Source organism: Paenibacillus sp. FSL R5-0341, assembly GCF_037975235.1.
In the GTDB taxonomy this organism is placed as follows: domain Bacteria; phylum Bacillota; class Bacilli; order Paenibacillales; family Paenibacillaceae; genus Paenibacillus; species Paenibacillus amylolyticus_A.
Genome location: NZ_CP150241.1, coordinates 6,469,730 through 6,489,584 on the forward strand (window position 1 = coordinate 6,469,730; position 19,855 = coordinate 6,489,584).

Here is a 19,855-nt window from a genome sequence, read left to right on the forward strand (position 1 = left end):
TTCAGTTAAGAACGGATATTAGAATACCTCCCTAACAAATGTAGCCCTAATATGATATGACCCTTTACAATTTTTTCATTGACACTGCCTTTAATAAAAAGATATATTTATTGATGTTGATAATCATTATCATATGTATAAAACGTTTTATATATCTACTTTTTTACATCCCAACGGATGTAATTGTTCAACCAGGATGTTCAGCACTACCAAATACATTTTACGATTCAGGAAGGGGAAACACATGAATACAAAGAGAAAGTTTCCATTAACGGCGTTACTGATATCACTGGTCTTTATCCTGGCATTAGTTGGTTGTGGAAGTAAGACTGCAGAGCCAGCGGCAACTCCTGCTGCAGGTGACACAGCAGCTACCGAAACACCAGCCGCTACAGATGAGAATGCCGGATATCCAATTACAATTAAACATGCTTTGGGCGAAACGGTTATTGAGAAAAAGCCTGAACGTGTAGCTACAGTACAATGGGCGAACCAAGATGTCGTTCTCGCGCTTGGACAAGTTCCTGTAGGTTTCTCGGCAGCTAACTTTGGTGTTCAGGATGACAGCGGACTGCTGCCTTGGACTGCGAAGAAACTCGATGAACTCGGTGTAACCGACCCGAACGTTTTCCAAGATACAGACGGACTTGATTTTGAAGCCATTTCCGATTCCAACCCAGATGTTATTCTTGCAGCATACTCCGGTATCACTCAGGAAGACTACGATCTTCTTAGTGAAATTGCTCCGGTTGTAGCTTACCCAACGGCTCCATGGGCAACGACATGGCGCGAGCAGGTTTCTTTCAATGCGAAGGGTATGGGTATGGAAGCAGAAGGCGAGCAGCTGATCAAAGATACGGAGGCTATGGTTAACGAAAAATTAGCTGCATATCCTCAGATCAAAGACAAAAAAGTAGTTTGGGTTAACTTCTCCGCTGAAGACATGTCCAAACTTCATATCTATACACCTGTAGATTCTCGTGTATCATTCCTGGGTGAGCTAGGATTGGTTATTCCAGAAAGTATCACAAGCCAAATTACAGACCCTAACAGCTACTCGCTGAGCTTAAGTGCAGAGAATGCTGAAGCCCTTAATGATGCTGATATCCTCGTTGGATATGGAAATGCCGAGTTGCTGAAAGCCATTCAGGCTGATCCGTTGCTGGGTAAAATCCCTGCGGTAAAACGTGGTTCTGTAGCGTTCATTGAAGCAGACACACCTTTGGTTGCTGCTGGAACGCCAAACCCACTGTCCATTTCCTACACGATCGATGATTATTTGAAATTAATTAGTGGAGCAATCGACAAAATCAATGAATAGTACATCGGTTCCGAATGAAAACCGAATACGTGCACATGTCCCCAAGAACTTCATCTTGGTGTTAGTGATTTGTTTTATCCTGCTCGGTGCAACTATGATTGCCTCACTGGTCTTTGGCTCTAGACCCGTGAGGTTTCATGAGTTAATCGACGGACTATTTCACCCGGAAGTAGACTCTTATGGGGCAAACATCGTGCGCAAACGGATCTCCCGAACAGTCTTCAGCTTGTTATGCGGGGTAGCACTCGGCGTATCAGGAGCACTTATGCAAGCCGTTACCCGGAATCCACTTGCCGACCCAAGTATATTGGGTGTCAATACAGGGGCATCTCTGTTTGTGGTTATGGGTATTGCATTCCTGAACATCAGCAGCGCCAATCAATATATCTGGCTGGCACTGGCCGGAGCTGCAATAACGGCTGTGTTCGTATTCGGAATCGGCTCAATGGGGCGTGGCGGAGCCACGCCCATTAAGCTTGTTTTGGCCGGAGCGGCCATCAGCGCCGCGCTCTCCTCACTCGTCACCGCCATTATGATCCCTCGTTCTTATGTCATGGACCAGTTCAGGTTCTGGCAAGTGGGCAGCGTAGGATCGGCAACCTGGAGTGGAATCAGTACATTCATCCCGTTCCTGCTCATCGGTATACTCATTGCATTTCTTACAGCACCGGCACTGAACGCCTTAGCTTTGGGTGACGATGTTGCAACAGGACTCGGTGTGCGAACTGGAACACTTCGATTCATCTCGGCTCTTGCAGGGGTTCTATTATGCGGAGCAGCTACTGCACTGGCTGGACCTATTGGTTTCATCGGATTGCTGTCTACCCACGTCATACGCCTTATACTGGGCCCCGACTTACGTTTTGTCATACCCATGTCAGCCATAGCCGGAGCGATCATTCTAACGATATCCGATGTCGGTGGCAGACTCATCAGCAACCCTGGAGAGCTTGAAGTCGGCGTCGTTACCGCATTTATAGGTGCTCCAATATTAATCATCCTCGCGATGCGATCGAAAGTGCGTTCATTATGAGAGATCAATCGATTGAATTTATTATGGCGGGCAGACGTCATCGACGTCGCCGCTGGATACTTGTCACCAGTCTACTTGCTATACTTGCATGTGCTCTTTGCTGCGCCATGCTTTTGCTCGGCAACACAATCTATCCACTTAAAGATGTCATCAGCTCTCTTTCGGGAGAGAAGATCAAAGGTGTCTCTTTTGCCGTAAATACCATACGTTTACCGAGAATGCTCACAGGTCTCTTTGCTGGATTTGCCTTCGGTATTGCAGGTTATACCTTCCAGACTATGTTGCGGAACCCGCTGGCGAATCCTAATGTTATCGGGATCACATCAGGTTCAAGCGCTGCGGCTGTGTTTTGTATCGTCGTGCTTCATGCAAGCGGAGCCATTGTTTCCCTGGCTTCAGTGATTGCAGGTCTGGCTACGGTGTTGTTCATCTATGTACTCTCCAGAGGAAAAATATTCTCCATCGGAAGGTTAATACTGATCGGGATCGGTATTCAAGCCATGCTTGATGCGGTCATCTCCTATCTCCTACTGGTTAGTTCTGAAAAGGATATCCCTGCCGCAATCCGATGGCTCACAGGTAGTCTGAACGGCTCTCAGATGAGTGCACTACCACCTCTCGTGATTACCGTGCTAATCTGCTCACCCATCATCATGATGCTCGGCAAACACCTTAGTATATTGGAACTCGGAGAACAATCGGCGTTTTCACTAGGCGTAGACACGGATAAGACCAGAATTGCGCTTATTGTGAGTGCGGTCTGCATGGTTGCCATTGCTACCGCCACTACAGGCCCGATTGCCTTTGTCTCCTTCCTTGCGGGACCTATTGCGAAGAGACTCGTAGGTGTTGGCTCTTCGAACATTCTCCCGGCAGGTCTGGTTGGCGTCAATCTGGTTCTTGCCTCAGATCTCATCGGACAGTTTGCTTTTGAGTACAGATTCCCCGTAGGCGTCATTACCGGATTACTCGGAGCACCGTATCTGATCTTCCTGTTAATCCGAATGAATCGTAAGGGGGAGTTATAATGAAACCGACACATGTATTTGAAGCGAAACAACTCGTTGCCGGATATGAAAATAAAACCATTATCCACGGTGTGGATATCGTTATACCGAGTAATCAAATAAGCGTGATTATTGGCTCTAATGGTTGCGGTAAGTCTACCCTTTTGAAAACGATGGCCAGGCTCATTAAGCCTACCTCCGGCAGCATTACGCTGGACGGCAAAGCCATCAGCAAGATCCCGCCCAAGCAATTGGCTCGCGTGATCGGACTACTCCCGCAGTCTCCTATTGTTCCGGAAGGTATTTCGGTAGCGGATCTGGTTGGCCGTGGAAGATTTCCACACCAGTCCTTGTTCAGTGGCTGGACCAAGAAAGATTATGAGGCAGTAGCCGAAGCCATGACCATTATGAACATTACCGAGTTTGCCAATCACAATATTGATGAGCTTTCAGGCGGACAACGTCAGCGTGTGTGGATTGCCATGGCGCTGGCGCAACAGACAGATATCCTCTTTCTCGATGAGCCGACGACCTTCTTGGACATCACGTATCAAGTCGAGATTCTGGACCTGCTTACCGAGCTGAACCGCAAGCATGGAACGACTATTGTGATGGTACTGCACGATATCAACTTATCGGCACGGTATGCAGATCATATCTTTGCGCTTCACACCGGAAAACTTGTGGCTGAAGGCACGCCCTCAGAGGTGATAACCGCCCCACAGGTCAAAGACATTTTCGGATTGGAATGTACGGTTATTGAAGACCCCGTTTCGGGATCACCAATGGTGGTGCCTAAAGGGCGATATCATGCAAAATAGACAAATAGCGGCAGTTGCGACAAAGATCCCTTTGTCCTAACTGTCGCTATTTCATTTTGGTCTAATCGGTTTTAGCTAGAAAGCGAATAGTTACCGAGGTCCCCTGACCTTTGGCGCTGTGGTATTCAATCGTTCCCTCATATTTTTCCACGATGTTATAACAGATCATCAATCCCAGCCCTGTCCCATTCGTTTTCAATGAATAAAATGGAGTCCCCAGTGATTTCACCTCTTCCTCTGTCATACCACTTCCCTGATCCGTTATTCGCATCTCCACCCACTGCTTCACTCGCTTCGCTGTTACCTTGACGGTTGTACCCGCCTCCGAAGCTTCCAGTGCATTTTTGATGAGGTTAATCAGTAACTGCTTGAACTCAATCGTATTAATAAGAATTATGCAATCCTCATCCACCTGCACATCCATATGTTTGTCCGACAACATCGCATAGGAGCTGAGCAGACCGGTCACACCCTCAAGAACCTCCTTAACATCCACCTTCTCTGGTCTGAGTTCTCTATTGGGTTTAGCAAGGGTCAGAAATTGAGAGGTCACCTGTTCAACGGTATTTAGCTCATCAATCATCAAAGCAAACTTATTTCTGACCGGTTGTTCAAAAGAGGTATCTTCTCGATACAGCTGCAAAAAACCTCGCACAACCGTCACTGGGTTACGAATCTCATGTGCAACAGCAGCCGTTAAATGGGCAATCATTTTCAACCGCTCCGATTGCTGCAATTGTTCAAAATACAGTTGTTGCTTCCTCATCCGAGAAAAGGTCAGGTGGAAAATAAGAAATAAAATAATTTGGCTCGCCATAATATTGATAAAATTACCGATCACATCCGTATGTATGTATGCATACTCGTTCCCTTGGTTATACAGAAGATTGTAACCAAACGTAATGAGAATTAAAATCCCATTTAGAATCAACGAGCAATAGAATAATTTCAGGTCATAGAACAGGATTGCAAGGGCCGGAAGAAGACAAATAAGGATATAGGTTGTCCACGACTGAGGATACAAAAAAGCAAGCGTATAGAAGTATGCAAACCCGATCAGAATGATGCTTAATCTAAAGGAAAACGTCTCCACCTTTGGATACAGCAATAGACATACGGCCAGAACGGTTACGCATAGGCAATGGATCACATACCCCACCGTAACCCCGTTCAATTCGGTCGTGGACAGGATTAATCCCGATAACATCAGAGCAATAATCGTAAGCATTGAGATGTAATACGTTTTCCGATTGATCTGACTATGCATTTCTTTCATGAATTCACCACTTTTAAATGGATTTAGATGTAGGCCGCTTTCGGCTTTCTACAATACAATATCATTGTATCTTATTTAACGACCTGCATATATGGGCTCTGATTAAACATCCCCTCAGAAAAGAGGATTACACTAAAAAGCCATACGGATAATAGTCCGTACGGCTGAATTAACGGTTTGTTTTAATTATACATAACACATGCGTGAATGATAAATGACGATACGAAGGTTACTTCCAGAGCTCTTCAGCAATTTCCTTAATAAAGGCTAGCTTGCGCCATTGCTGTTCCTCGGTCAGATGGTTGCCTTCTTCCGTGGAAGCGAAGCCGCATTGCGGGCTCAGGCAGATTCGATCCAGATCAACATATTGCTTGGCTTCCTCGATCCGTTTCAGAATATCTTCCTTGTTCTCCAGCTCTCCAAATTTGGAAGAGAAGAGGCCTAGCACCACCTGCTGATTGTCCTTCAGGAAACGAAGTGGCTTGAAGTCACCAGCCCGTTCCGTATCAAACTCCAGGTAGAAACCAGAGTAGTTATCGATGCTCAGAAGTGTTTGTGCAATCGGCTCGTAGCCCCCACCGACTCCTGCAAATGTTGAAACATAATTACCGCGGCAGACATGGGTGGTTACCACGAGGTCTTCTGGCAGGCCAGATACCACTTCTTCGTTCAGTTTTGCAAGTTCGTTTGCATACTCTTCCACATTAACACCAATCTGCTCCATCACTGCGATGAACTGTTGGTCACACAGTGCCCCCCACGTGCAATCATCAATCTGAATGCTGCGGCAGCCGGCTTCATAGAAAGCCAGGATGGATGCTTTGTACGCCCCAGCAATGTCCGAGAGAAGCTCTTGGCGGTTCGGATAGATGGCCTGTGTGCTTTCCTCGTTATCTGCCCGGTCCAATTCAAATAGGAACTGTGCAGCTGCTGGAATAGATTGACGGGCAACGACGTCTTCCCCAGCCGCTTCTTTCAAGAAGGCATAATGCGCTACAAATGGATGACTGCTATAGCTGATTTTACCGGTCAGGCGAGCTGTTTCCGGTCTGGACGTCGCACCGTTGAATCGGTAGCCTTCCTCGATGATCGTCCGCTCTACACCATCCAGTCCCCAGAAGAAGTCCAGATGCCACCAAGAGCGGCGGAATTCGCCGTCGGTTACAGCTTGAAGGCCAACTTCTTTTTGTTTTTGTACGAGTTTCACAATCTCGGCGTTCTCGACTTCATTCAACTGTTCCGCGGTGATTTCGCCGCTCCGGTATTTTAATCTGGCATCTTTCAACGCACTCGGGCGCAGGAAACTACCAACAATATCATATCGAAATGGAGTGACGGTTCGCTGTTTAGGTTCGGTTTGTATGCTCATAGTTTAATCTCCCCGTATATCATTATTTGATTAAATATAACATATCCGATCGGAATAACCGTTCTACGAAAGAGTAATAGCCCGTTATAGTTATTAGCTATAGCTGAAGAGAACAATGGTGTATCCAAATATAAGCTATTTTATTTTATGATACGATGCCCCCATGTTCATTAAGCTACTTGCTGTCTTCATAATAATCCGGGGTCGTTCTTTTCATGAAGAAACTTACCCCTGCGTATGATAGGGTTCCCCCCGCTACCTATAACCGCAAGGTCATGTGCCCGGGCAACCGCACTAACACGATTATGTACCTCAAGTTTCGAGAATATATGTCTTACATGAACCTTGACGGTGCTCAAGCTGATCTGTAGCTGTTCGGCTATTTCTTCGTTAGTTGATCCAGCTGCAATGCCCTGTAACACTTCTCTCTCTCGCGATGTCAGTGGTGCGACCAGCGCCGGTGCTTCCACCACATATGACGTATTAGATATAGTTTCGTCTTCATTGTCTGCATGGTTATCAGTCCATTTCTCAGTTAAGTCATCCGACGAAATACTGTGTTTATTCATTGCTCTTGTGATCGTCTGGGCCAGCCGAATTCTAGAAATTGGCTTGACCATATAGTCTAATGGATAAACGTCATAGGCATTCAGCGCAAATTCTGCGTGGGAGGTAGTAAACACAATATCAAGTTCAGCACGAATCGAGCGCAAGCTGCGAGCCAACTCTAATCCATCGTCCCCAGCGATCATGATGTCCAAAATAGCTAGATCCACGTTGCTGCCCCGGACAAAGTCCAGTGCCTCTGCTGCATCTCGGAAGCTTCCGACAAGCTCAACGCCTTCCATATTCGACAGCATTTGCTTCAAAGCGAGCAGCATCGCGGACTCATCGTCCACGATAAGAACTTTCATCTCCTGTTCCGCCTCTCATGGTGAAGTGAAACACACTTCCTTCGCCTAATTTGCTTTCCGTCCACAAGACTCCGCCGCTTCGCTGGGCGAACTGTCGGCTCACGATCAGCCCAAGTCCCGTACCTTTCTCACCCAAGGTGCCCGGCAATGAACCCAGCTGCATTTCTCCGAATAATTGTCGCACGTACTCCTCTTCCATACCGATCCCATTATCGCGGACGGAAACAGTTACCTTTTCTCCCGATAGATGAGCGGATACATGGATGGAGCCGCCAACCCCAGTAAATTTAATAGCATTGGATAACAGATTGCGAATAATTAATCCAAGTGCTTCTCGATCTACATACACACGAGTGCCTGGAGCAATACTGTAATTCACCCTAATCTGTTTAACCTCACTTTGAATATGCAGCATATGAAAGCATTCCTCCACAACTTCAGTTAACTCCAATAGCTGTGGACGAAGCACCATGTCTTCACTCTGACTGCGGAACCATTCTAACAAATTATTAGTCATTCCCAGTGTAGTCCGAGTCTGGTTCCCCAACTGCTCAATGATTTCCCGATGATCTGGACTGAAGTTTTCTCTGTCTTCTTCCAACAACTCAACGAGTTGAAACTGCACCGCCAAGGGAGTACGAATATCGTGTGATACGATTGTAACCAGTTGATCCTTCAATTGGCTGAGTTGAGCAATTTGATCCAAATGCTGCTGTTTCTCCGTAATATCGAATATCAGAGAGATAACCCCTTGTCTCTGCTTACGCTGCGTATGCAGCGGATATACGTTAATACTGTACATTTTTCTTTCGCCATCCAACCAAACTTCAATCTCGACATTGCCCGGTTGCATAGACTCGCACAACGTGTACCAATTGGGCCATCTTGCAAGCAGTTCCGTAATATTCTGACCAGAAATGGAGGGATGACCCAGCTTCGAGAACCAGTCGGAGGCTTGTTTGTTGTTGTCGATGATCTTGCCCGAAGCATTCGCAATTAGAATGCTCTCCTGTAGTGTATCAAGCACCATATTCCTTGCAAATGGAACGATAGAGAAAAACTTGAATCGCAACACGATCACGAGCATGATCATACCTATAAAACTGCAGTATACCGTAAACGAAAGGAGCCACGGCGACCACGCAGGGTGCACGAATCTAACAATCTCAAAAACAACGGAAAAAGAGGCGAAAAACAGAACCCACATGATCGGTTTACGCAAATCACCGCGAATATTCCGGATATATTGAAATAACAAATAAAAAGATATAACTACAATACTATAACAAATCATCGAGAACATCATGGAATATCCCGTTTTTACTATGGCCAAATGACCATCATGAAGTTCTATTGATCGATAGATCATATGTAACTCTGAATTGAACCACATGAGCAGTGACCAGAGTGCGAATAATATGAAGAGCGCAATCTTCCAGCGGGGTCTAAGAAACCTGTCTCGGCCGATTAATTCGAGGGTGAACAATAAGAAGAAAGGCACCATTAAGTTAAGAGCCGTTTGATGTACATTGCGAAAAATCAGCTTGTCTCCTAATTCATAGCTGCTTTTCTCCAGAACGACACCGATGGAGTAAATAATTCGGCATACAATGACACCGAGAAGATACTTCACACCACGCTCTTTTCTGAAACCGTATACCGAGATAAGAATGATGCAGGTCATCATTACCGAAGCAATCATAACAACAAGCTCTATTGTGGAATTCATGAGGTAGGTCCTTTATGGATGAATTAGAAGAGTAATATATAAAAAAACCTATATAACAGGAGTTTCTCTCCACATTATATAGGTCTCTCTAATACAAGACAACAAGTTGCAGTACGTTCTATTTCTGCTTGAGATTAGTACAGTGACTTCCAGAGTCTCAGCATTACGATAGCCGCTTCCGCTCTGGTTGTCATTCCATCCGGTACGAATTGGTTGTCTCCCCGACCTTGCAGGAGCCCATTCTCGTGTGCAGCTTTCACATAAGATTGTGCCCAAGCTGGAATGCTTGCCTGGTCAGAGAAGGTTAGATCCGGCTCGATATCTATCTCCCACTTTAGTGCTTTTGCAAGCATTACCGCCACTTCTGCACGATCTATCTCCTGCTGGGGGCGAAATGTTCCATCCGGGTAACCGTTGAGAATTCCCTCGACTGCTCCCGTGTGAATGGCCAATTGCGCCCATACGGGTGTACTGTCCTTATCACTGAAAGGATTGGAAGCTGATTGTTGTACGCTTGGAATCTGGAGTGTCCGCAGTAACATGACGGCAAACTCCGCCCGTGTTACCGTTCTATCAGGAGCAAAGCTACTTGTATTCACACCTTCAACGATCTGCAATCTTGCTGCTTCACAAATATCCGTCTTTGCCCAGTGAGCCTGAATGTCTGTAAAAGCACATTCGGGACTCGAAGATGCGTTTTCGTTATCGTCAAGACGTGTAACCGTAATGGTGTAGACCTTACGGGTTCCATTTTCCGCTTGGACGGTAATCTTAATCGTCTGAGTTCCCACGACTAAAGGAATGCTTGTCGTATCAATTACAGGCTCACTCAGCAGCTTAACGACTGCCTTCGAATCAGCGGCAACCCAGTGAAGCACCAGTTGTTCACCAGATGTCTCCATGGTATACTCCGTAATCTCTGGAGCAAATTGAGGCGTTAGTTCTTCTGTGGAACCTCCAACACGAAGAGTTAATTGAGCCAGATTTGCGTTAGGCGATTGCTCTACGCTGGATGATCCCGATCCTCCTGCTCCTGCTCCTGATCCTCCACCGGAGCTTACGACATCTACTGTCCGAAGCACGGACGCGGCTGCATTTCCAGAGCTATCCTGCACTTTGTAAGTAAGTACATAGCTTCCCGCTCGATTCACATTTACCGTTCCGGTCACCTTGATCTGCGAGGTCAACTCGCCATCAACCGCATCTTGCGCTTTTGCGCCAGGATCTGTGTAGGCACTGCCTACCTGCATTTGCATGGACGGACTTCCAATCAACGTAATGATCGGCGGCGTCACATCCACTGTGAACGTATTTATCGCTGAATCCGGGCCCACATTGCCCGCTACGTCGCTTGCCCTCGTCTTCACCATATGCGTGCCTTCTGGCAATGGCGATTCTACCGTCCACGCCCAGCTTCCGTTACTCCCTGCCGTTGCCGTTCCCGCAACAGTTCCGTCCAGTACAACCGTGACCGTAGCTCCCGCTTCCGACGTGCCGCTAACCGTTGGCGTCGCATTGTTCGTCATGTGTCCGTTGCTCGGAATCGTAATAATCGGTGCCGCTGGAGGTGTCTTATCCTCTACCTCAAACGTAAAGGATTGCAACTGTTCGTGCGCTGGAACAGAATCGCTTGCTGTTATGTTAATCGTATAGGTTCCAAGTGTGTAGCTGCTCTCTTCTAGCGTAACCGGAAAGTTAAAGGTCTGATTGCTACTTGTAGCGTTAATTGCATATACATCTTGAGTTACAGTACCATTAGAAGCATCCTTTATCGTATAGCTAACTTCCAAAGGCTCGCCGATGCTACCATCCCGGACATAACCCGAGATCATGAACTGATTATCCCCTGGTTCAGTGGAATACGTCGCTGATGAGAGCGGATCCACCCTCAACACGGGAGAGAAAGATTTCAAGTAGGGGTGGCTCACGTCCTCTTGAATGCCCCAAATCGCGGAATCCCACCCTATATAAGTGGCCCACTCTTTCATCGCGTCCTGACTCACTGCTCCGTCTGTTCCCGATTGGTTGCCAGTCGTTTTGAGCCCGGGATTATCGCTCAAGTTCCAATAGGAGTTGGCGATGGAGATACCGCTGTCGATGATGATAGGGTTGTTATCTCCGACCAAACCACCAGTTAAGCCGCTGTCACCCGTGACAGTCCCCGTTGCATAACTATTCTCAACAGTTCCAGAGTTCCCCGCACCTATTAACCCGCCGATAGCCGCATTACTAACGCCCGTCACATGACCCGTTGCATAACTGTTGAGAACATTGCTACTACCACCAGAATAACCAACCAACCCGCCAGCATTTCTGCTGCTTGACACATCACCTGTTGCGTAACTCTGTTTGATGATACTATTACTGTTAACCCCCACTAATCCTCCTACAGAAGTATTGCCGTTCGAATATGTGCGGACGTGAGCATCGCTATTCACCAGAGCAATTAATGAAGTTTGTCCGACTAGGCCGCCAGTTGAAAAACCATTACTATGTATCTCACCGGTTACTGAAATACGGTCTAACATAAGGTAAGTACTCGAAGCAGAGGCTATACCAACAAGTCCACCGACTTGGCCGTTTGCATTAGAAGATGTAATATTCACATTCTCCAATCGCACATTGTAAATCGTTGCAGGCTCGCGCACATAACCGAACAGACCGATATTATCAGCAGAAGAGGCGATTGTCATTCCACTAATCGTGTAACCAGCTCCATCCAATTGACCTTTAAACGCATTAGCGGATGAGGTGCCGATCGGCTGCCAGTTGCTGTAGGAGGTTAAATCAATGTCAGATTGAAGCTTATAACTTGCCGTCAAGTCATCTCGAACATGATCCAAATCCTCTGCTGTTCGAATGATATACGGATCGGTTGGACTGCCAATTCCCCCTCCGCTGAAAATATGTGCCGCCTGAACAGGCAACGGCCACAATCCCATCCAGGGCCCAATCGCCAGCAAAACAACGATGACAACCATCCATTTTCTTTTCATTATGTATTCCCCACTCCTTTTCTCGCTTTCACAATCCGTCTCTCACCTCAACGCTTTTGTAAGCATCATCGGTCATTCACATTAAAGTCCTACTATACATTTTATTGCCCATCCTATCTATTGACCGAAAGGAGTAGAAGAGGGGAAAAGGAAATGCGACATGGTAATTTGTGTGAATTGCTTGCTCATACCACGAGATGAAAGGGACGAATTACTTCTAACATGGCAAGGCCTTCATTAGCAAACAGTTAAGAGAAATAAACAAGCCAATTCCGGTGACTGGAATTAGCTTGTTTATCTCTCAACCACCAGAGTAGCTACTTAGTTTAAAAAGAGGCAGATGCTAGCTAAGCGCAGCATTTGCCTCTTCCCATCCCATCCAGCATTATGAATGACTTGACCAGAACAGAATCTATAACCTTAAGTCAACGTAAGAACGATCTGATCCCCGGAGCGGGTGATCTTGTATATACCCTCTTGCATGTCGATGCTATAATGCTTTTTCAGCAACCACTTGGCGTTGAGATCCGTCTCGACAACCACCAGATAATCGTAGCCGCTCAGCAGGTTGTCCATATTGTCCTCATAGAACAACACGATCCCGTCCACATGTGGAGCATACAAGAAATACTTCCCTACATATTGCATGTAATAGTTTGTGACCTGCTGGTCCCTGTCTGAGGCGTAGAAGAGATATCTGTTATTATCCTCCTGCCCACCTGAGTACCACCGATCACCGGTAACCGCATGAATCTTGTAAGGGAGCGTTGTATCATAACTTTGGGCGATAGACACGATACCGTTGTATTCGGACAAAAGGATGGTGGCGGCAACCGCCATACAGCCGATAATGCCTTTTTGATAATGACCTTTCGTCTCGACCGTCTTAAAGGATTGATAATCAGGCACTTCACCGATCCGATAATGGAATGAACGCTCCAAGTCGATCGCAGCGCACAACACCAGCCCACCAGCGAACAGCACCACGATACTCGATGCATAACGCTCAAAGCCTGCCAGGACAATTGCTTCATCCAGTGGCATGGAGAAGAGGTACAACGCCAGAATGCCTGCATAGTACAGTAACAGAACAACGTCCAGCGCAATTAGTGCTTTCCATAAGTTCCACTTCTTCTTAAGCACCACGATGGCAAATACTGAAGCTGCGATCGCAATAAGCTGAAAAATAACAATCCCGATCACTGGCCGTGTTGTCAGATCTGTACTGGCCTTCAGGAAAGTCCACAGAATCTCCTGCATCTGCTCCGGCGTTTTGCCGGCCTGAATCCCCGAAGTAGCGACATCGAACTTGTTATCGATGCCTTGGAACACCGTTGCCATTCTCCAGCTCCAGCCGAAGTAGGGAATTAGTGCACCACAGATCGTACCCACTACAGCGAGTGCTGTTTTCCAACTGAACTTTTGCTTATGTTTTAGCCATGTATATACCAGAAAGATCAGGCCGATGGCGGCGAAAATAACACCCGTACTTTTGATGATGGTTAGTAATCCCGCAAGCGGAAGAACGACAATACATGCCTTTTTGATCTCATTCCGATATTGGTAGATCACCGCCAGAATAGCGAGCGCGTAAATTGGAAGCAAGAAGTCTACAAGCAGATTGGTGATCCGAATCGTAAGATTGAAAAATGAAAGTGTAGATAACCCAAGTCCGAGAAAAGCGTACAAAAGAAAACGTTTCTTCTCCGAAACGATGCCGAACATGGCATAAAAACAGGAGAAGATAAGCAGACCTTGTGCCAAGAGCATCACGGACTGGGAGTGCCCCATGAAGCGACAGACATAATAAATAAATGACGAAGTCCCCAGCGGATAGTTTTTAAAATCAATCAGGCTGGAGTCTGGCGTCGGAAAGGCATCTGTACTCAGCATCTGCTTCAATACGATAGCCCAGTGGGAGAAATTATCGTAGTGCGTTAATTGGTTCTGAAAGAGTACCAGCAAGAAAACGAAAGTCCCTGCCAGGAATGAAAATTGGAATATGGAAAAGGACATACGCAATGACGCCCCTTGGCGCAGTCTGAGAAACAACCTCCGCCCATACAAAAGCAAACCTGCAATCAGAATGACAAGGCTGCCCGTAAAGAGCTGCCCTGCCAAACCACTCAGAAAAACAAGGCAGGCAATCGAGGAAAACACGAATACAGGGATAAACTCCCAACGTAGTGAAAGTGTCTTCCGTACAAACTGCATATAACCAAGAAAGGAGAATATCAATAAAACTCCCATCACAAAATGAAGCACAATGAGCATCTTTATCTCTCCTAACCCTCTCTGGTGGCACGATCGGAATGTGGCTGTATCAAATCAGTCAGCAATTGGTCAATCAGGCCCTTCTCCACAATATCATCGATATTCTCCACCGAGAGAAGCACCTCGCGCTCACGGGCTGTCGTTTTTCCCGTATGTTTCAAAATGACTTCAATATCACTCTTCGTATAAAAAGTAACGACCGCTCCTGCCGCAATGTCACCATGGAAACCCGTCGCGGAAAAGAAACGATAATTAAAGCTGCGCAGCGTACAGCCAGCATCATTGGTGAAATGAACTGGAAGCTGAAGAGAAAGCCGCGGCATTTTCCGCTGATCCGATCGGGGTTGAACAATACGTTTTTTCACATTGCGAAGCATATCGTCATAAGCCGTATCCCACAGGTTCATCTGCTCTGGCAACGAGTGTTTACGGTCATAGATGATTTGCATATATTGGCGGTTATCATTCTCATCAATCGGCTGAACCGTTGCGGAGTAACGCCAGCCCTCTCCATCCTGTTTCACATAAACGATGACTGCATCGAGGTTGGCCTCATACCGATCGGTTTTGACGATCAGAGAGATAATCTTTTGTTCAGCCAAGTAAATAGGATAAGGGACATAGAAGGCAATACCTTGTTCGGATACATCAACCGTTTTGGCCTGATATCGCAGATTGTTAGCTTGGTCGTAGATCGTGACATCCTCTTGTGCCCGAATCCGTTCTGTCTCCCGATACGCACGGCGGCCGACCATGAAGAACAGGGCGTAACATAGCGCAATCATGTTATGAATCAGCCAGAAAATAATGATACTGCTGAAGAACAGTGCGATGCCATACTTTCCATTGACATACCGAATCACGGCTGCAATGGAAAGCAACAGCAGGAAGATATGCGGAAGTGCATATAACAGCGCAGACATCCACTGCCGACCATTGGCTCTGCTTTTGTTGGTAACCTTGAATTTTTTCTCACGAATGCCCAGTGTCTCCAGGAGAACCGGCCAGATCAGATAAGGCATAAATATGGTATCGATAACCTGACTCCATCGCTGATTCCGAATATTACTGGACAGATATCGCATGGATACACTGTAGAAGAAATAGGATGGAAGCCAGAAGATTAAGATTTGCCAGAAGGTTGTGTTCACAATCTGGAAGTCGAATAACGCAAATAAAATAGGCGCCAAAATGAAAATCAAACGGTTAAAGAAAGACCACCAGTATAAGAAACTACTCAAGTAGGTCACTCTCGTCCAGAAAGGAAGCTTCCCAGATATGGGTGCACGCGTATTCTGCAGGCTCTGAATAATACCCCTTGCCCAGCGAATCCGCTGCTTAATCATGCTCTTCACTGTTGTTGTCGTCTGACCGGCAGCTTGAACCTCTTGAGTCGCATAGGTAATATAACCTTCCTGCTGCAAGCGGATGCTGGTCTCAAAGTCCTCGGTGATGGTATTCAGCGGAAAACCTCCGATGTCTTCCATGCCTTGCCGGGAAATGATTGTATTACTTCCTGTATAGGCTACCGCATTGGAGGCATTACGCAGGATGTTCACTTCTCTGGAGAAGAAATCCTGTTCATTCGGAATGCCTTGCTCTGCATACAGGTTAAACTGGAAGAGATCTGGATTGTAGAAGCTCTGCGGGGTCTGTACCAGCCCTAGCTTGAAATTAGGGTCCATTTCATCCTGCCTACGAGGACGCCATTCCTCATTCTCCTTAATAAACGTGGAGAGCATGAAATAGGGGACCGTTTTCATCAGAAAGGTATGCTGTGGAATCATATCTGCATCAAACGTTGCAATAAGCGGAGAAGAGCTTTTGCTCAGTGCATTGTTCAGGTTACCAGACTTGGCATCCTTATTTCCCGGGAACCCCAGATATCCCACACCAAACTGTCTGGCAAGCTCCTCCACCTCAGGTCTTGCTCCATCGTCACAGAGATAAATATGAACCTTCTGCTTGTCCGGATAATCCATGAACGTACAGGAATTAACGGTTTTATACAAGAGATCGACAGGCTCATTATGGGTAGCAATAAATACATCCACATCCGGATAATACTCCGGCGGAACGATTGGAAAGTCGAGCTGTGTACGTTCTTTTTGCATCTTTTGAAAGAATAATTCAAAGGTTGTCAGTACGGTGACCGTTTCAGCTACAATCAGAAGCATACCGAAAATGACGTTTAGAACGCCTTCACCCCATGGCAACGTAAAGAACGTACGCCATACCAAATAAATCGACATCAGAATCATCGTGATGATAAAAAAGATATTCTGTCTTTTTTCGTTTTGCACTACAGCTGCTTCCTCCTTGCTGCAAATACCCATCTTCGCTGCAATTGGAAACTGAGCAGGAACAGCAAGGCATCACAGACGAATTTCGCCAATTTCTCATCTACGAAGAGAACGGTATGGAATATATATACGCCGGTACTGGAAAGCAAGATCACCACTCCGCATAACGTCAGATAGCGCCATAGACTTCCCTGGCTATCCTCCTTGCGGAATACAAAGTGTCTGTTCAGTACATAGTTGACTACAATGGAGATAATTCTCGCAATCACGGTTGCCAGCAGAATTCTTAAATAGTGCTGTTCACCCAACACGGGCCGTAACGCGTCAATCAAAAACCATGCGATACCCAAATCGACAACCGAACTAGCCACCGACGATGAAATGAACCGCAGAAAGTTGGAGAACAACACACCCATGACCCGAGCGCTATCCTGGATCGCTTTAAAATGAGTTCCCGCATTACCATTTTCATAAATGACTTGGATTGGCATGGTATGGATCGGTATCCCGGATTGAATACAGGAAATGAGCATCTGCAACTCATATTCAAATCGAGTTCCGCGAACATCCCGCATAAACGCAAGTAGCCCGGGACCGAAAGCACGAAGCCCGGTCTGGGTATCCGATAGTTTCTTTCCATATAACATGGCAAAAATAAAAGAGGTCATCCGATTGCCTAACAGGGACTTTGGCGGTATGTTTCCCTCGCTGAAATTCCTTACGCCGAGCACCAAAGAGTCTGGATGAAGCCTTGCTTCCTGGGCAATCCGATATACATCTTCCGCTGCGTGCTGACCATCTGAATCAGCGGTTATGACAAAGGAAGATACATCAAATTCCTGCGCAATATACTGAAATCCCGTCTTGAGTGCTGCACCCTTCCCCTGATTTTCCTTATGCGTCAGCAGAGCACATCCATTCTCACGAAGCTCCTCAAAAATCGACTGGTAGGCCTCACCAGATCCGTCGTCCACAATAACAATATTCGTCAAGCCATACTCTCGCAATTGCCGTACATAGGCTGGAAGTCTCTCATCCGGTTCAAGCGATGGAATGAGGATGATCGTTTCGCCGTTTTGTTTACCCTTAATCATCCTAATGAGCCTCAATTCGACATATTTTCACAAATTCTTTTGGAATATTGTGAGTATAACATCGAAAGGGGGGGCAGTAAACGAGCAAATTTGTAACCTACTGGTAAAAAAGTTGTATCATTATATGTACTCCTATATAGGTGAAAAATACTAGTCAAACGTTAGTCTAGGACTACTCAAATAACTTCACATTCGGCTCTCGTTTCAGTACATGTACTAGCATGGCATGCAGTTGGCCACAGTGATAATAGAAGTGCGCCTGTGTGTCGAGAAGCCACTCGACGCGTGAATGAACGCCTCTCCAGTATGCAGTCGTTTCTCGTCATAGTTCATCATCCGTCTCCATCGACTGATTGGACATGCTTCGACTTACAAATCTAGACGAATGATCGCTTATGTGGATCACGATTTTGAATTAGAATTACTGTAGACGATTGAAAAAGGCTGTGATTCCAATGTTATTCGAAAGAGACAAATGGTTGCAGTATGGCATTCTGCGCGATGAGCCCTCTCTCGTAGCACGGTTGCCAGAAACACAGTTGCTTGAGAAGGATACGTTAATGAAGATGCTTCTTCAATATCCCAGCGTTGTACTGAAACCTCGCAATGGCAGTTACGGAAGGGATATTCTGTTCATCAAACGAAGCAGTGCAAATGCTTATCGTATTCAAAATGAAAATAACACAATTACCATGAGAGACACCGAGCAGTTACTCGAATGGTTCGAAGAAACAATTAAAAGTGATGAATATATTATCCAAAAGCGTCTGCATCTTGCTCAAATTAAACACAGGCCGTTCGACATTCGGATCATGGTTCAGCGCAAAAAGGGCTCCTCGTCCACTTGGAACGTCACAGGTTCCTATGCTAAAGTCGCAGCACAAGGATACCAAGTCACCAATGTGAATAACCGCCCCATTCCAGTGCTTAAAGCACTGAGACTAGCTCGAATTGGAGATCGGCGCTTACTTGTCAGAGCGGAACAGGTTGCACGATTAGCTGCCAAACGTTTGGGAGAGCATTACCCCATGCTTAGACAAGTCGGGTTCGATATAGCCGTCGACAAGAAACGGCGAATCTGGATTATCGAAGGAAATTATCAACCGGATTTGCGCCCTTTCCGGCTCATGAAAGACTCCTCGATGCACCGCAGAATATTATGGTACAAGGAACATTAAAGTAAAAAAAGACGACCTGCCTTCTATCCCTGGCAAGTCGTCTCTTCATGTTTGATAGCTAATCTCCATATTGATCCACTTGGGTTATTTCCGACATTTTCTAGTCGCGCTTGTAACACGCGTCACTCGGAACTGATTTACCCCTACCTGTATAATGGCGAACTGGCTGTACGACGTACCTGAAGAGGTATACGGCTCGGCTTCAATATTTCCACTCGGTGTTCTAACCGTCGCGGTGATTCTAGTTACCAGGCACACACCACGATCGGAAGATCTCCAAGTCTCGTCACGCTGAACACTATATCTATCGTTGCTACAAAAGATGGATGCATACTCCACTACTCCACTCGCATTAAACGAAGTAGAGTTAAAAATCTGAACGGGGTCGTAACCACCTCTAGGTGCTCCAGGTCTTCTATTTCCCATTCTCAAAACCTCCTTTTTTATTGATAGTCTATTAAATGCAATTAAATAGTTTTGGTGAGGTATAAATGTGGACAAGAAGAAAAAAGTACGTTTGTCCGGTGGTCGAGGGAATAG

14 protein-coding genes are annotated in these 19,855 nt (G+C 46.2%); 5 read left to right on the forward strand and 9 right to left on the reverse strand.

All coding sequences use genetic code 11. The annotated features are described in order from the left end of the window. Positions 1-244: 244 nt before the first annotated feature. Genes MKX75_RS28930 through MKX75_RS28945 form a run of 4 tightly spaced genes read left to right on the forward strand, consistent with a single transcriptional unit; the run spans position 245 to position 4,182 of the window. Complete coding sequence (locus MKX75_RS28930) at positions 245-1,321, forward strand: iron-siderophore ABC transporter substrate-binding protein (RefSeq protein WP_264931303.1); 1,077 nt, start codon at positions 245-247, stop codon at positions 1,319-1,321. Further along, complete coding sequence (locus MKX75_RS28935; RefSeq protein ID WP_339167829.1) at positions 1,314-2,354, forward strand: iron chelate uptake ABC transporter family permease subunit; 1,041 nt, start codon at positions 1,314-1,316, stop codon at positions 2,352-2,354. Before MKX75_RS28930 ends, MKX75_RS28935 begins: the two co-directional genes overlap by 8 nt. After that, positions 2,351-3,382, forward strand: a complete 1,032-nt coding sequence (locus MKX75_RS28940) for an iron chelate uptake ABC transporter family permease subunit (protein WP_339167830.1) — start codon at positions 2,351-2,353, stop codon at positions 3,380-3,382. The genes MKX75_RS28935 and MKX75_RS28940 overlap by 4 nt, the downstream gene beginning before the upstream one ends. Beyond that, positions 3,382-4,182: an ABC transporter ATP-binding protein gene (locus tag MKX75_RS28945; RefSeq protein ID WP_076332184.1), complete on the forward strand. Its 801-nt coding sequence runs from the start codon at positions 3,382-3,384 to the stop codon at positions 4,180-4,182. Before MKX75_RS28940 ends, MKX75_RS28945 begins: the two co-directional genes overlap by 1 nt. Before the next feature lie 61 nt (positions 4,183-4,243). Here the strand turns inward: MKX75_RS28945 and MKX75_RS28950 are convergent, their stop codons facing one another. From MKX75_RS28950 to MKX75_RS28985, 8 genes are all read right to left on the reverse strand, one after another. Then, positions 4,244-5,458 carry a HAMP domain-containing sensor histidine kinase gene (locus MKX75_RS28950; protein WP_339167831.1) on the reverse strand — a complete coding sequence of 405 codons (1,215 nt, stop codon included), beginning with the start codon at positions 5,456-5,458 and terminating at the stop codon, positions 4,244-4,246. A gap of 229 nt (positions 5,459-5,687) precedes the next feature. Beyond that, the gene (locus tag MKX75_RS28955) at positions 5,688-6,827 is read right to left on the reverse strand and encodes a 5-methyltetrahydropteroyltriglutamate--homocysteine S-methyltransferase (RefSeq protein WP_339167833.1); all 1,140 of its coding nucleotides are present in this window, start codon (positions 6,825-6,827) and stop codon (positions 5,688-5,690) included. 188 nt (positions 6,828-7,015) lie between these two features. Further along, positions 7,016-7,726, reverse strand: a complete 711-nt coding sequence (locus MKX75_RS28960; RefSeq protein ID WP_339167836.1) for a response regulator transcription factor — start codon at positions 7,724-7,726, stop codon at positions 7,016-7,018. Then, positions 7,716-9,470 (reverse strand): ATP-binding protein, encoded by a 1,755-nt coding sequence (locus MKX75_RS28965; RefSeq protein WP_076332188.1) that lies wholly within the window; start codon positions 9,468-9,470, stop codon positions 7,716-7,718. The genes MKX75_RS28960 and MKX75_RS28965 overlap by 11 nt, the downstream gene beginning before the upstream one ends. Before the next feature lie 134 nt (positions 9,471-9,604). Continuing rightward, the gene (locus MKX75_RS28970) at positions 9,605-12,466 is read right to left on the reverse strand and encodes an S-layer homology domain-containing protein (RefSeq protein WP_076332189.1); all 2,862 of its coding nucleotides are present in this window, start codon (positions 12,464-12,466) and stop codon (positions 9,605-9,607) included. Between the two features lie 420 nt (positions 12,467-12,886). Next, positions 12,887-14,740, reverse strand: coding sequence for a hypothetical protein (locus MKX75_RS28975; RefSeq protein ID WP_339167839.1), 1,854 nt, complete (start codon positions 14,738-14,740; stop codon positions 12,887-12,889). An 11-nt stretch (positions 14,741-14,751) separates the two neighbouring features. Beyond that, entirely contained in the window at positions 14,752-17,043 is a 2,292-nt protein-coding gene (locus tag MKX75_RS28980) for a glycosyltransferase family 2 protein (RefSeq protein WP_339167841.1), read from the reverse strand. Continuing rightward, positions 17,043-18,137, reverse strand: a complete 1,095-nt coding sequence (locus tag MKX75_RS28985) for a bifunctional glycosyltransferase family 2/GtrA family protein (protein WP_339167843.1) — start codon at positions 18,135-18,137, stop codon at positions 17,043-17,045. The genes MKX75_RS28980 and MKX75_RS28985 overlap by 1 nt, the downstream gene beginning before the upstream one ends. A 455-nt stretch (positions 18,138-18,592) precedes the next feature. On the opposite strand from MKX75_RS28985, the gene MKX75_RS28990 reads away from it, so the two are divergent. Then, positions 18,593-19,315 carry a YheC/YheD family protein gene (locus MKX75_RS28990; protein ID WP_339167844.1) on the forward strand — a complete coding sequence of 241 codons (723 nt, stop codon included), beginning with the start codon at positions 18,593-18,595 and terminating at the stop codon, positions 19,313-19,315. Between the two features lie 84 nt (positions 19,316-19,399). On the opposite strand, the gene MKX75_RS28995 is transcribed toward MKX75_RS28990, so the two are convergent. Next, entirely contained in the window at positions 19,400-19,741 is a 342-nt protein-coding gene (locus MKX75_RS28995) for a hypothetical protein (RefSeq protein ID WP_339167845.1), read from the reverse strand. Positions 19,742-19,855: the final 114 nt, after the last annotated feature.